11 protein-coding genes and 9 tRNA genes are annotated in these 13,304 nt (G+C 45.1%); 16 read left to right on the top strand and 4 right to left on the bottom strand.

Features of this window, described 5'->3' with window-relative positions:
* The first annotated feature begins 16 nt into the window (after positions 1-16).
* The 13 genes from alaS to C1S74_RS13830 all read left to right on the top strand — a co-directional run bounded on the left by alaS (position 17) and on the right by C1S74_RS13830 (position 6,879).
* Positions 17-2,614 carry an alanine--tRNA ligase gene (gene alaS / locus C1S74_RS13770; RefSeq protein WP_045397777.1) on the top strand — a complete coding sequence of 866 codons (2,598 nt, stop codon included), beginning with the start codon at positions 17-19 and terminating at the stop codon, positions 2,612-2,614.
* Positions 2,615-2,817: 203 nt separating this feature from the next.
* On the top strand, positions 2,818-4,005 hold the full coding sequence (locus C1S74_RS13775; protein WP_045397780.1) for an aspartate kinase: 1,188 nt from the start codon (positions 2,818-2,820) through the stop codon (positions 4,003-4,005).
* A gap of 92 nt (positions 4,006-4,097) precedes the next feature.
* Positions 4,098-4,295, top strand: coding sequence for a carbon storage regulator CsrA (csrA, locus tag C1S74_RS13780; RefSeq protein ID WP_004415691.1), 198 nt, complete (start codon positions 4,098-4,100; stop codon positions 4,293-4,295).
* Between the two features lie 243 nt (positions 4,296-4,538).
* Positions 4,539-4,630: transfer RNA gene (locus tag C1S74_RS13785), tRNA-Ser, on the top strand.
* Positions 4,631-4,662: 32 nt separating this feature from the next.
* Positions 4,663-4,739, top strand: a tRNA-Arg gene (locus tag C1S74_RS13790).
* A gap of 29 nt (positions 4,740-4,768) precedes the next feature.
* Positions 4,769-4,860 (top strand) — tRNA-Ser (locus C1S74_RS13795).
* Positions 4,861-4,946: 86 nt separating this feature from the next.
* Positions 4,947-5,023: transfer RNA gene (locus C1S74_RS13800), tRNA-Arg, on the top strand.
* A 56-nt stretch (positions 5,024-5,079) separates the two neighbouring features.
* Positions 5,080-5,156 (top strand) — tRNA-Arg (locus C1S74_RS13805).
* Between the two features lie 58 nt (positions 5,157-5,214).
* Positions 5,215-5,291: transfer RNA gene (locus C1S74_RS13810), tRNA-Arg, on the top strand.
* 57 nt (positions 5,292-5,348) lie between these two features.
* Positions 5,349-5,425: transfer RNA gene (locus C1S74_RS13815), tRNA-Arg, on the top strand.
* A 58-nt stretch (positions 5,426-5,483) separates the two neighbouring features.
* Positions 5,484-5,560 (top strand) — tRNA-Arg (locus tag C1S74_RS13820).
* Between the two features lie 57 nt (positions 5,561-5,617).
* A tRNA-Arg gene (locus tag C1S74_RS13825) sits at positions 5,618-5,694 on the top strand.
* A 189-nt stretch (positions 5,695-5,883) separates the two neighbouring features.
* Entirely contained in the window at positions 5,884-6,879 is a 996-nt protein-coding gene (locus C1S74_RS13830) for a transporter (protein ID WP_045403746.1), read from the top strand.
* A 73-nt stretch (positions 6,880-6,952) separates the two neighbouring features.
* On the opposite strand, the gene C1S74_RS13835 is transcribed toward C1S74_RS13830, so the two are convergent.
* From C1S74_RS13835 to C1S74_RS13850, 4 genes are read right to left on the bottom strand one after another with little or no spacing between them, the layout of a single operon-like run.
* Positions 6,953-7,519 (bottom strand): hypothetical protein, encoded by a 567-nt coding sequence (locus C1S74_RS13835; RefSeq protein WP_045403748.1) that lies wholly within the window; start codon positions 7,517-7,519, stop codon positions 6,953-6,955.
* Positions 7,520-7,532: 13 nt separating this feature from the next.
* On the bottom strand, positions 7,533-8,210 hold the full coding sequence (locus C1S74_RS13840) for a C39 family peptidase (protein WP_045403750.1): 678 nt from the start codon (positions 8,208-8,210) through the stop codon (positions 7,533-7,535).
* Positions 8,211-8,218: 8 nt separating this feature from the next.
* A complete protein-coding gene (locus C1S74_RS13845) occupies positions 8,219-8,542 on the bottom strand; it encodes a hypothetical protein (protein ID WP_038870446.1) in 324 nt (107 codons plus the stop codon).
* A 19-nt stretch (positions 8,543-8,561) separates the two neighbouring features.
* On the bottom strand, positions 8,562-9,536 hold the full coding sequence (locus tag C1S74_RS13850) for a hypothetical protein (protein ID WP_045403752.1): 975 nt from the start codon (positions 9,534-9,536) through the stop codon (positions 8,562-8,564).
* Positions 9,537-10,112: 576 nt separating this feature from the next.
* On the opposite strand from C1S74_RS13850, the gene C1S74_RS13855 reads away from it, so the two are divergent.
* The 3 genes from C1S74_RS13855 (at position 10,113) to oadA (ending at position 13,303) form a co-directional block, all read left to right on the top strand.
* Positions 10,113-10,754: a helix-turn-helix transcriptional regulator gene (locus tag C1S74_RS13855; RefSeq protein WP_045404060.1), complete on the top strand. Its 642-nt coding sequence runs from the start codon at positions 10,113-10,115 to the stop codon at positions 10,752-10,754.
* Positions 10,755-11,221: 467 nt separating this feature from the next.
* Complete coding sequence (locus C1S74_RS13860) at positions 11,222-11,479, top strand: oxaloacetate decarboxylase subunit gamma (RefSeq protein ID WP_045403753.1); 258 nt, start codon at positions 11,222-11,224, stop codon at positions 11,477-11,479.
* Between the two features lie 33 nt (positions 11,480-11,512).
* The gene (gene oadA, locus C1S74_RS13865) at positions 11,513-13,303 is read left to right on the top strand and encodes a sodium-extruding oxaloacetate decarboxylase subunit alpha (RefSeq protein WP_045403755.1); all 1,791 of its coding nucleotides are present in this window, start codon (positions 11,513-11,515) and stop codon (positions 13,301-13,303) included.
* The last annotated feature ends 1 nt before the right edge of the window (position 13,304 follow it).

Consider the following 13,304-nt stretch of genomic DNA (forward strand, 5'->3'; position numbering starts at 1 on the left):
TTTCAGGAAGAGCTGCATGTACATGAGCACTGATGAGGTTCGTAACGCGTTCCTCAAGTTCTTTGAGAGCAAAGGACACCAAATCGTAGAAAGTTCATCGTTAGTTCCACATAACGACCCAACCCTGCTGTTCACAAACGCGGGTATGAACCAATTTAAAGATTGTTTCTTAGGCTTAGAAAAACGAGCCTACACTCGAGCGACTACGGCTCAACGTTGTGTACGTGCTGGTGGTAAACACAACGACCTGGAAAACGTTGGCTTCACTGCTCGTCACCACACATTCTTTGAAATGCTAGGTAACTTCAGCTTTGGCGATTACTTCAAAGAAGACGCTATCGCGTTCGCTTGGGAATTCCTAACAGTAACTCTTAAGCTTCCAGCAGACCGTCTACTCGTAACAGTTTACGAAACAGACGATGAAGCATTCGATATCTGGAACCAAAAAGTAGGCGTTCCAGCAGACCGCATTATTCGCATCGGCGACAAGAAAGGTGGTAAGCCATACGAGTCAGATAACTTCTGGCAAATGGGGGACACTGGTCCTTGTGGTCCATGTACTGAAATCTTCTACGATCACGGTGAGCACATCTGGGGTGGCCGTCCTGGCACACCTGAAGAAGATGGTGACCGTTTCATCGAGATCTGGAACAACGTATTCATGCAGTTCAACCGTCACGCAGACGGCACGATGGAGCCGCTACCAAAACCATCGGTAGATACTGGTATGGGTATCGAGCGTATCTCTGCAATCATGCAAGGCGTTCACTCAAACTACGAAATCGATGTATTCCAAGCTCTTATCAAAGCTGCAGCTGAGGTGATTGGTTACGAAGATCTATCAAACCAATCGCTACGCGTTATTGCTGACCACATCCGTTCATGTTCATTCCTGATCGTTGATGGCGTTATGCCTTCAAACGAAGGTCGTGGTTACGTTCTACGTCGAATCATCCGTCGTGCAGTTCGTCACGGTAACAAGCTGGGCGCACAAGGTGCATTCTTCCACAAACTGGTTGGTGTACTAGCGGAAATCATGGGTACGGCTGGTGAAGAGCTGAAGCGTCAACAAGCTGTGGTTGAAAAAGTACTGCGTATCGAAGAAGAAAACTTCGGTCGTACACTTGAGCGCGGTATGGCGATTCTAAACGAAGCACTAGATAACATTTCTTCGCAAAGAACGGACGGTAAAGTTCTAGACGGCGAAACCGTATTTAAACTTTACGATACTTACGGCTTCCCAGCTGACTTAACTAACGACGTTGCACGCGAGCGTGAGTTCGCTATCGACGAAGAAGGTTTCGAGAAAGCGATGGAAGAGCAGCGTCAACGTGCACGTGAAGCAGGTAACTTCGGTACTGACTACAACGCTGCAATCAAAGTTGATACGCAAACAGAATTCTGTGGTTACACCGGTACTAAGGGTTCTAGCTCAGTAGCAGCGATGTTCGTTGAAGGTAACGAAGTAGAATCACTTTCTGCAGGCGACAAAGCCATCATCGTACTTGGTGAAACACCATTCTACGCAGAGTCAGGCGGTCAATGTGGTGACGCTGGTGAGATCCGCACTGAGTCTGGCGTGTTCCGCGTGCAAGACACTCAAAAACTAGGTAACGCGATTGCACACCACGGTGTAATAGCTGAAGGCGTTCTAGCGAAAGGTGATGAAGTTGCCACTATCGTTGACGCAGAGCGTCGCGCTGCAATCTCTCTAAACCACTCAGCAACGCACTTGCTGCATGCTGCACTTCGCCAATTACTTGGTGAGCACGTAACGCAGAAAGGCTCTCTAGTAAAAGCGGATAGCCTACGTTTCGACTTCTCACACTTAGAAGCGGTAACGGCAGCTGAGCTAAAAGAAGTTGAGCGTCTAGTAAATGCTCAAATTCGTCGCAACCACACGATTGAAACCAACGTGATGGATATCGAGTCTGCTAAGAAGAAAGGCGCAATGGCGTTGTTCGGCGAGAAGTACGATGATGAAGTTCGCGTACTGTCTATGGGCGATTTCTCTACTGAGCTTTGTGGTGGTATCCACGCTTCAAACACAGGTGATATTGGTCTATTCAAGATCACATCTGAAGGTGGTATCGCAGCGGGTATCCGTCGTATTGAAGCGGTAACGGGTGAAGGTGCGCTAGACGCAATCGAAGCTCAAGCGGCTAAGTACGAAGAGAAACTGGCTGAATCAGCACAGAAAGCGAAATCTCTAGAGAAAGAAATCCAGAAACTGAAAGACAAGATGGCTGCTGCAGAAAGCGCAAACATCATGGGTAAAGTTCAGGATATCAACGGCACTAAAGTACTGATTGCTGCTCTAGAAGGCGCAGATAACAAGAACCTACGTACTATGGTTGATGACATCAAAAACCAAGTAGGTAGCGGTATTATTCTTCTTGCTAACGTGAACGATGACAAGATCGGTCTGATTGCAGGCGTAACCAAAGACCTTATCGGCAAAGTGAAAGCGGGCGACTTAGTTAAGATGGTTGCTGAGCAAGTTGGCGGTAAAGGCGGTGGTCGTCCTGATATGGCGCAAGCTGGTGGTACAGATGTGTCTGCACTACCAGAAGCGATTCAATCAGTACAGCCATGGCTAGAAGAGCGCTTATAAGCTTTTAACATCCTTTACGCTCAATCAAAGTTATTTGATTGAGCGTAATTTTTTTATAGTAACCAAGTGGTTTAATTGACCGTATTTTAACCAGGTCATTTACGTCACTTGGTTTTTGTTGTAACTACCGCTTATATAATTTTGCAATCAATAGAATATGAAGTGGTCCTAATGAGACTTTGGTCTTGGGAAGGTGAAGACTGGTGAAAAAGCCCCTTATCGTGCAAAAGTTTGGCGGAACTTCTGTGGGTTCAATTGAGAGAATCCACCAAGTCGCTGAACACATCATTAAGGCGAAGGATGATGGTAATCAAGTTGTCGTTGTTGTGTCTGCAATGTCAGGCGAAACAAATCGATTGATGGATCTAGCTAACCAAATAGATAGCGTTCCAACAGCTCGAGAACTTGATGTTTTGCTCTCTGCTGGTGAGCAAGTGTCGATGGCACTACTGGCAATGACCCTCAATAAATTGGGTTATGCTGCTCGCTCACTTACCGGAGCACAAGCGAACATTGTGACGGACAATCAACACAATGACGCAACGATTAAGCACATTGATACTTCTACGATTTTTGACTTACTTGAACAAGATCAAATCGTTATCGTGGCAGGTTTCCAAGGTGTGAATGAAAATGGGGATATCACCACATTAGGTCGAGGTGGCTCTGATACGAGCGCAGTGACACTTGCAGGCGCGTTAAGCGCTGATGAGTGCCAAATCTTTACCGACGTTGATGGTATATATACTTGTGACCCTCGTGTAGTGAAAAACGCTCAGAAATTGGACGTTATCGATTTTCCTTCTATGGAAGCGATGGCGAGCCGAGGAGCGAAGGTATTGCATCTACCTTCTGTGCAATACGCATGGAAGAATAATGTGCCACTACGTGTGCTTTCGACCTTTGATATTAATGAAGGCAGTTTGGTGAAAGGGGAGGCGGGCAAGCAAGCCGTTTCCGGTATAGCGATTCAACGTGACCTTGCCATAATTGAAGTGGACAGTGACCACCTGTCTAGTGTTGCAAAGCAATGTCAGATGTTAGGCATCGACATTTGGAATGTGATCGAGGAAACAGAACGAACAGGTATCATGATAAAACAAGATGCATGTGCCAAGTTGGATCTGGTGTTCAGCGATAAAATCCGTAATAGTGAAGTAGTAAGCCTGTTGACCGCAGTGGGGCTTGAGGCCAATGGAATGGTTGAGCACGCATGCGATTTGTTGGCACAGCAAGATATTGCAATTAATTTCTGTTCAACGGATGCACTCACTATGATGCTAGTCTTACTACCAGAGTGCGTGGATACAGCAGCAAATATTCTCCATGATGCTTACATTAGATCGAGTGAAGCATTAAGCATTCAGCAAAAACATGCCTTTTTAGGCTAATTTTCCGTAACAAGGTAGTTTACGAAAATATAACTTTTGTTGGATAATAGCTTTGTAGCAAGAAAATTTAGAGATTACTCAAGGAGCAAAGAATGCTAATTTTGACTCGCCGCGTAGGCGAAACACTGATGATTGGTGATGAAGTGACTGTAACTGTACTAGGTGTTAAAGGTAACCAAGTACGTATCGGCGTTAACGCTCCGAAAGAGGTTTCAGTTCACCGTGAAGAAATCTACATGCGCATTCAAGCTGAAAAAGGCAATGGTAACGTTGCTTCTGGTAACTACTAAGCTGCTCCTGTTTATAGAGCTTAGTTTGAATGAAAAAGGCTAGCCATTGGGCTGGCCTTTTTAGTTTTAGATAAATGTCATTTTTTAAGAGAAGATTCTCTTTTTTTCATCATAATAGAGTGATAAAGTTTGTTTAATAATCACTTTGATTAAATCCGCATCGGTTAAGCGATTTTTGCGTTTTTTTTCAAAGAAAGTGTTTGACATATTTTCGGTAAAACGTAATATGTGCCTCCGCAAGACGGTGAGGTGGCCGAGAGGCTGAAGGCGCTCCCCTGCTAAGGGAGTATACGGTTTATCCCGTATCGAGGGTTCGAATCCCTCCTTCACCGCCATTCTTGCAACGTTGATTTATCAACAAAAAAGTGCGTCCTTAGCTCAGCTGGATAGAGTACCTGGCTACGAACCAGGCGGTCGGAGGTTCGAATCCTCCAGGACGCGCCATATCTCTTTTGAGATATAACAATGAAAACGGTGAGGTGGCCGAGAGGCTGAAGGCGCTCCCCTGCTAAGGGAGTATACGGTTTATCCCGTATCGAGGGTTCGAATCCCTCCTTCACCGCCATTCATTGACTGGCCCGTTGGCCTTTTTTTTGTTTCGTAAGAAATGAAGTGTGATGTACTTCACACCTTCCTAGCGAGAAGAATTGCGCGTCCTTAGCTCAGCTGGATAGAGTACCTGGCTACGAACCAGGCGGTCGGAGGTTCGAATCCTCCAGGACGCGCCACTATTTAATAATTCGTTTGATAAACGGGTTATACAAAGTAAAATAAAGATTACTGCGCGTCCTTAGCTCAGCTGGATAGAGTACCTGGCTACGAACCAGGCGGTCGGAGGTTCGAATCCTCCAGGACGCGCCACTCTTTAGGGTTTCCTTTGTGAACTCCTGATATTGGGAATACCGATATCGAAAACTGCGCGTCCTTAGCTCAGCTGGATAGAGTACCTGGCTACGAACCAGGCGGTCGGAGGTTCGAATCCTCCAGGACGCGCCACTCTTTAGGGTTTCCTAGTGAACTCCTGATATTGGGAATACCGATATCGAAAACTGCGCGTCCTTAGCTCAGCTGGATAGAGTACCTGGCTACGAACCAGGCGGTCGGAGGTTCGAATCCTCCAGGACGCGCCACTCTTTAGGGTTTCCTTTGTGAACTCCTGATATTGTGAATACCGATATAAAAAACTGCGCGTCCTTAGCTCAGCTGGATAGAGTACCTGGCTACGAACCAGGCGGTCGGAGGTTCGAATCCTCCAGGACGCGCCACTCTTTAGGGTTTCCTAGTGAACTCCTGATATTGTGAATACCGATATCAAAAACCGTGCGTCCTTAGCTCAGCTGGATAGAGTACCTGGCTACGAACCAGGCGGTCGGAGGTTCGAATCCTCCAGGACGCGCCACTCTTTAGAAAAAGCCTCGCTTATGCGGGGCTTTTTTGTATCTGAGATCTGACCTCTTTCTTATCGATACTGCCCTCAGTCATTCCTGCGTTTCTGTTTTAAGATTGTGCGACTTCTTGCCATCAGCTCATTGCTAAACCCTCAGATCTAACCTAATCGTTTATAACCGCCACAAGAAAGGATTACTCGATGTTAGGGAAGACTCTGATTAGCTGCACTCTTGGGTTGGTATGTGTAGCTCAAACCGCAAATTGCTCGGAAGGCGATGACATTCCTCAACGGGCTCAGACCGTCAGTGATGTCATAGACCGCCCAGGAGTGCTCACACCGCGAGGGCAGTGGTCATTTGATACCTCACTCAGCTACACGCAAAACTCTTCAAATAAAGTCTCTGTGGTTGGTTATACCGTGTTGCCGACATTGATCGTGGGACGAATTGAGGTCAGTGATGCTGATAGAACTACAGTTACGGTTGGCTTAACCGCTCGCTATGGTTTGACCAACGCTACGGAATTGGAGGTTCGGTTGCCCTACGTTTATCGAAACGACCAGATTGCAACGCGACCTATTCAGGACGGTTCGAATGCTGACGTGGTCAATACAACAATCGATGGTGGCGGGATGGGAGATGTTGAGCTTGCGATTCGCCACCAGTTTAATTTTGATAGTGCACCTTATTGGGTCGGTGGTTTAAGAGTCAAATCCGATACAGGGCGTTCGCCTTACGATGTTTCTATAGACGAAGGCAGTAATTCCTTTAGTGATGTGCCGACGGGATCTGGTTTTTGGAGTTTTGAACCCAACATTTCAATGATCTACCCAACAGACCCAGCAGTGCTGTATGCAAGCCTGAGCTACATCTATAACTTGGAAGAGAATGTTACTGTTGGAGATACCAAAGCAGACGTTGATCTTGGTGATACCATTGCGTTAGCGGGAGGGATGGGCTTTTCCGTCAATCCAGACTTGTCTTTTTCGTTAGGATTAAGCCACAAAACGATTTTGAAAAGTAAAGTGAACGGCAGTTCGGCTGATGACGCGAAGTTACTTCAATTGGATGCACTGACGTTCGGTGTTAATTATGCCTTTAGCCCTAGAGCATCGCTCAATGTAAGTGCGCAAGCTGGATTAACCGAAGATACCCCAGATTTTCAATTAACGATTCGTGTGCCATTTAATCTGTAGTAGGTGAATACAGAGGAATTTAAGGGTTGTTGTGATGACTGCCCTTTTTTGTACAAGCGCTTCTTGTTGGCAATTATTGGAGGTGATTCAACAGTGCGTCTTCTAGTTGCTGGTTTGCACGAATTTGTTGCATTACGCCACTCACTTGCGCATCGATGTCGACCAGTGTACTTAAACCAATCACACTGTTATCTGTGGTGTTTTGAATGATGTTGATGATGCTGGAATTGATGAATTCTGAGCTAATGATATATGGTTGATTCGGGTTCGTCACATCTGGTGAGTTTGCGCGGTTATCACTTATAAAGTTGCCTTCGCCAAATTGAATGATGTTGACGATGCCTTGATCGAGAGGGTTACCTAGACCATCTGAGCTATTGCTGCCGCTAATATTGGTAAGGTGGCCATTCTCAATAACTAAATTGGCAATGGTGGTATTTAGGATATCTTGTCCATTTATTGTGGTGGTCATACTTAATCCGATGTTGATGATGTAATCGTCAGTGACTTGAAAGCCACCACGAAGTTCGGACAACGAATTCGGTGGAAGTGGGGTTAACCCCGTTAGATCAACTTCATTAGCTAGAGAAAGTGTCGAAGTCAAAATACTGCATGTGAGAAGCAACTTAGATAGTCTCATAACCACACCTCATTTAATTTTCTCCGGCGACGGGAAGCGTAATGCTAAACACGCCGAGTGAATCTCTTTGCACGCCACTTTCCAGTGGAGAGGAATGATAAATGGCAAACTTATCGTCGGTAATAAACCCTGAACGCCCCATCTCAGCTTCATTTCGGATCAGTAAGACGATCCCCTGATAATATTTCTCAAACTCTTCATACTTCATGATCATGGTACCTCGAGATGGATCACCTAAGATCACTGAATCCGCATTCATTCCTCTGATCACGACAAAGTGCATGTAGCCATCAAAATTGACGAGCGTGATCCCTGGGACCCCAACATTGCGAATCTTTTCTAATCCTACTTGAAAGCCGTCTGAGTTAAGTCCAATGGAATCGAGGTAAACTTTCATGTCTAATAGAGAAAAGCCTTTCTCTTTGATCTTCTCTTTATCTCCCTTGTCGTACATGCTCTTAAAAATATCTTGTTCTGACGAAGGGGTTTGATAGTGATAGGTCAATAGAGAGGCCAGTGCTGCTGAACCACAACTGAAATCATACTGTTGACGAAATACATCACCAAATACGATTTCTTTGTAGCTTTTAACCGGCACAGAAAAATGTCCCCTATGAGGGAGAAACTCCAATGAATTGGCTGAAGCTGACAGAGCCAGCAACAGCCAAGGTAAGTTTTGCCAAACTTTCATATCAATATTTACTTGAGTGTCAGGTTAACGACGGTTGAGTTCTGGATTAGAACGTTATTACCAGTGTTCTGAATCACGCTCGATATCCCTGAACTGTCTGCGAACGCTCCTGGTGAGAGTATGTTGTTTCCGCTCACGGTATTGGTCGCTACGTTATCTGAAGAAATGCCATCTACATCTGATTCTGCATAAACAAGGTCTAGCTCAACATTCTGGCCACCTCGTGCTTCATTCATTGTTTCTAGACTGACACTTTCATCAGATAACGTTATGTCTTCTGCGTGTGCGGAAAAGGCAACTATCATACCCAAGGTACACAGTGCCAAACGCATCGCTTTCTCCTAGCTTCCTTTACTCGCCACCGGTAAACACACTGGCATTGGTAGCAACAGATTGTTGAATCAGTGAGTTAGAGCCTGCGTTTTGTGCCACTGTTGTAATACCCGCTGCACCACCAAGGCCACCAAGGTTATTCACGTTTTCAACTTTCACTTTTGCCTTTTTAGCGTCGGCAGTGTAAGTCACCGATGCAGAGTGAACGCCACCCATCACTTTCGAATCAGCAACCACCATGTCGACGTCCATATTTACTTGATTGAAGCTGTCTGTATTGGTTGTGCTGGAATCGCTATTGTCGTTGTAGCTATCTTTAGTGCTGTTGTCACTGTTGTCATTGGCAAAGCTTCGGTTGTCGCTTTGGTCTCGGTTATCGCTTTGATCTCGATTGTCGGAGTTGTTATCTGCATAGCTACGGTTGTCACTGTTATCGTTGTAGCTGTCATTGGTGCTTGAATTACTATTGTCGTTATTGCTACGACGTGTCGTGGTGCTGGAATCACTGTTGTCGTTATTACTACGAGTTGTATTCATGCTTGAGTCGGAGTTGTCATTCGCGTAACTACTGCTTTGATCGCTGTTGTCACTCATGTCTCGATTATCCGATTGATCTCTGGTATCTGCCTGATTTCGATTATCGCTGTTGTTGTTGTAACTGCTGTTCGTGCTCGCGTTGTGATTACTGCTATCACTATTGTCACTACTGTTGCTGTTATCGCTATTGTTGTTGTAACTGCGTTTGGTTGACATGCTCGAGTCTGAGTTGTCATTGGCATTGTTGGTGCTCGAATTCGAGCTGTCAGCATGATTGAAACTGTTGTTTGCAGTTGCATCATTTGAGCTGTTGTTGGTGTTCGCACTTTCAGACCATTGGCTATTGCCATTCCCGTCATCTACTTCGTTTACCGTCCCAGAAGGGAACGCTAAAACTGAACCACTAAATAGAATTGCTGACATTGCGATAGCAAGCCCTGTTTTGTTAAGAGTCATGGTGATTACTCCATTTCCTGATATTTCCTGATTAAAAATGACTGCACGTAAACTTCTTGCTGCCTCCTTCATTGCGGAAGCGAGAGAATTATAGGTAAGGGTTTTTGATGGCGCTTCTTATAAATGAGAAAACTATCAGTAGTGAGGTGGGCTGATAACAGCAATCGGACCGGACAATATACAAAAGCCAATTTTAATCATCAGCTTACTGAGAATAACTATCACAGGGGTGCTTCAAGTATGAAAATACCTGATTAATAAGGTTGAAAAAGTAGGTTTTTGCTCATCAGAGGAGTAACCCTAAAATTGAGATTATTAAATATGTCCTCAAGCCTTTGAGCAGAGGCGGGGGTAGTAAGAACAAGCAGTTAAACTCAACGAGAAGGAAAGAGGACTAAGTTAGCTCGACGAAGGATCAATCCTTTTGATTATTTTACGCATAAGACCCGTCCGTAAAGTCAGTCTGAACTGCTATATTTTTTCTATTGATAACCTTATCGAACATCAATTCGATGTTGAGAAAACACTGGCACATGGAGGTTCGTTGTGAAGTGTCAGCAAACAGTGGTGGATATTATGGGAACCAAGCATCTTCTCCTACTAGCGGAGAATAATCTTCAAACCAGTCTAATAGAGAGGCAATTATCAACAGTAACTGATGTAAAAGTCAGAACGTGTTTACCAGAAGAGGCGGTATTTCGCAGTCATACCATGAGCATCGATCTTGTGTTCATTGACTATGACTTTATGAGGCGACTTGAATCCAGAGGTTTGTTACCTGATTTTGACTTGTTTGGTTGGTCGTTGATGATTCACAATGTACCAAGTGATCAAGTCGATAACGAATTATTACGCTGGAAGTTGCTCAAAGGGATCTTACTGCGAAGTGCTTCAGTGGCCCACATAAGCGAGAGTGTGGAATACATATTTCAAGGAGGATTGTGGCTACCGAGAGTCTACTTGGAAAGGTTAATCAACAACTACCGTCATTCGAATATTTCGATGGACTGTCAGCATGACTCATTGACCAGTCGTGAAAGACAAATTCTAGAGCTGCTGGCCTACGGTATATCGAATCAGCAGATCGCTTCACAGCTGTTTTTATCTGAGAGCACGGTGAAAAGTCATATTTATAAGTTGTACAAGAAACTCGATGTACATTGCCGTCATGATGCAATAAAGATAGTGCGAATGAATGGAGGTTTAACCACGCAATAAGTGTACAGTAAAGAATGCTTAAATAATCATAAGCTCATTTAAGAGTGGCTAGCGTACCAACCCGAGGGGTAAGCCTTTGCCCGTGTTATGTTCTTCTCATTTAGTTTTTCGTGCTACTACTTGAAAAATAAAATGTAAACCAAATGTTTTGATTTGGTTAAAAATAGATAGGCTTATGTTTTTATTTTATTTTTTATCTTCTTCTAGATTCACTTTTTGAAATCCCAATCGCAGTTTTCGTAATCACTTTAATTTAGTGTGGTTATGTATTGAACAATCTTACGTTCAACGATGATTTTCTCTCGAATTGTGATCTGGGTAGTGAATAAATAATCAATATTAAAGATTAATTAAAAGCTTCCTTAAACAAAATTGACAAAATTTAACCAATCGAGATAATCCATTGGTCAGGATTTGACGCTATTAGAGTCCTGCGCATTGTCAGGATGACAAAGAAAGGAAGCAACATGACGAATATAGGAAGCCTGCTAGTAGATGCGGCCACCCTAATGCTAACAGGGATGGCGGTCGTATTTATTTTCCTCACCATTCTAGTTTATCTCGTTCGGCTATTGTCGAGATTGGTACCGGAAGAAGTACCTGAGCCGATCGCAGCACCCCAAAAAAATACCAACGTTCAATCAACCTCTTCAGCTGTTAGTCCACAAGTAGTGGCGGCGATTTCGGCGGCGATTCATAAACATCGCGCCTCTGTCGCGAAGTAGCCGAAAGATAGGATTAAAAAGGAGTTTAAGAGCATGTCTAAACCACTAGCTATTACGGATGTGGTCCTTCGTGACGCCCATCAATCACTGTTTGCTACGCGTATGCGTATCGAAGATATGCTGCCTATCGCAGCGGAATTGGACAAAGTTGGTTACTGGTCATTAGAGACCTGGGGCGGCGCAACTTTTGATTCTTGTATTCGATTTCTGGGAGAAGACCCATGGGAGCGTCTACGTGAGTTAAAAAAAGCAATGCCAAACACGCCGATGCAAATGCTACTTCGTGGTCAAAACCTTTTAGGATACCGCCATTATGCTGATGACGTAGTAGAGAAGTTTGTTGAGCGTGCACACGTTAACGGGATGGATGTGTTCCGTATTTTCGACGCAATGAATGACGTACGAAACTTTCAAACGGCTGTTAAGGCTGCTGTGGATGTTGGTGCACATGCTCAGGGTACGCTGTCTTACACGACCAGCCCAGTGCATAACACAGAGACGTGGGTGGATTTAGCAAAACGCTTAGAAGACCTCGGTTGTCACTCTCTGTGTATCAAAGACATGTCTGGTTTGCTCAAGCCTTATGAAGCAGAAGAGCTGATCACTCGTATCAAAGCATCCTGTGATGTGCCACTAGCGCTTCACTGTCATGCAACGACGGGGTTATCAACGGCGACTGCTGTGAAGGCCGTAGAAGCCGGAATTGATATCCTTGATACCGCGATCTCTTCAATGAGTTGTACTTATGGCCATACGCCGACAGAAACTGTGGTAGCTATGTTGCAAGGTACAGAGCGTGATACCAACTTAAAACTGGACCAAATTGAGCCTATTGCGGCTTACTTCCGTGAAGTGCGCAAGAAGTACGCGAAATGGGAAGGGCAATTGAAAGGGGTGGATTCTCGTATCCTCATTGCTCAGGTTCCTGGTGGCATGTTAACTAACATGGAAGGCCAACTTAAAGAACAAGGGGCGGCAGACCGTCTTGATGAAGTTCTGGAAGAGATCCCACGCGTGCGTGAAGATCTTGGTTTTATACCCCTAGTAACACCAACCTCTCAGATCGTCGGCACTCAAGCCGTTATTAACGTGCTGACAGGTGAACGTTATAAGAGCATCACGAAAGAAACCGCAGGCTTACTAAAAGGCGAATACGGTGCAGCACCTGCCGCATTGAACGCAGATCTGCAAGCAAAAGTACTTGATGGAAAAGAGGCGATCACGTGTCGTCCTGCTGATCTATTGAAACCTGAAATGGAGACTCTCACTGTCGATTTGATGGAGAAAGCACAGTCTGATGGTATCAAGTTGGCAAGTGAGCGTTTGGATGACGTATTGACGTATGCTTTGTTCCCTCAAGTTGGTCTCAAATTCCTTAAGAACCGTGACAACCCAGATGCGTTTGAACCTGCTCCAACGCTAGAGTCAGCGAAACCAGCAGCTCCGGTAGCGCCAGTAGCAACCGGTGGTGTTGAGACTTATAGCGTTCGTGTGGATGGCCAAGTGTACGAAGTGGAAGTCGGCCCACAAGGACAGTTGGCGTCTGTTACTCCAAATGCTTCAGCGGCTCCAGTACAACCAAGTGCTCCCGTAGCTCCAGCAAATACTTCTGCGGAAGCAGTACCAGCACCGCTTGCCGGTAACATCTTTAAAGTGAATGTTCAGCCAGGCGCTGAAGTGGCTGAAGGGGATGTTCTGCTTATCTTAGAAGCGATGAAGATGGAAACCGAAGTTCGCGCGGCTCGTGGTGGCGTAGTGCAAGAGCTGAATGTGAAAGAAGGTGATGCCGTTACTGTTGGTTCACCGCTTCTGAGCTTAGCATAAG

The organism is Vibrio hyugaensis (assembly GCF_002906655.1).
GTDB lineage: Bacteria > Pseudomonadota > Gammaproteobacteria > Enterobacterales > Vibrionaceae > Vibrio > Vibrio hyugaensis.

Coding starts and splice junctions, on each gene's coding strand:
- alaS (WP_045397777.1), top strand. CDS start 17: ATGTACATGAGCACTGATGAGGTTCGTAACGCGTTCCTCAAGTTCTTT.
- csrA (WP_004415691.1), top strand. CDS start 4,098: ATGCTAATTTTGACTCGCCGCGTAGGCGAAACACTGATGATTGGTGAT.
- C1S74_RS13830 (WP_045403746.1), top strand. CDS start 5,884: ATGTTAGGGAAGACTCTGATTAGCTGCACTCTTGGGTTGGTATGTGTA.
- C1S74_RS13835 (WP_045403748.1), bottom strand. CDS start 7,519: ATGAGACTATCTAAGTTGCTTCTCACATGCAGTATTTTGACTTCGACA.
- C1S74_RS13840 (WP_045403750.1), bottom strand. CDS start 8,210: ATGAAAGTTTGGCAAAACTTACCTTGGCTGTTGCTGGCTCTGTCAGCT.
- C1S74_RS13845 (WP_038870446.1), bottom strand. CDS start 8,542: ATGCGTTTGGCACTGTGTACCTTGGGTATGATAGTTGCCTTTTCCGCA.
- C1S74_RS13850 (WP_045403752.1), bottom strand. CDS start 9,536: ATGACTCTTAACAAAACAGGGCTTGCTATCGCAATGTCAGCAATTCTA.
- C1S74_RS13855 (WP_045404060.1), top strand. CDS start 10,113: ATGGGAACCAAGCATCTTCTCCTACTAGCGGAGAATAATCTTCAAACC.
- C1S74_RS13860 (WP_045403753.1), top strand. CDS start 11,222: ATGACGAATATAGGAAGCCTGCTAGTAGATGCGGCCACCCTAATGCTA.
- oadA (WP_045403755.1), top strand. CDS start 11,513: ATGTCTAAACCACTAGCTATTACGGATGTGGTCCTTCGTGACGCCCAT.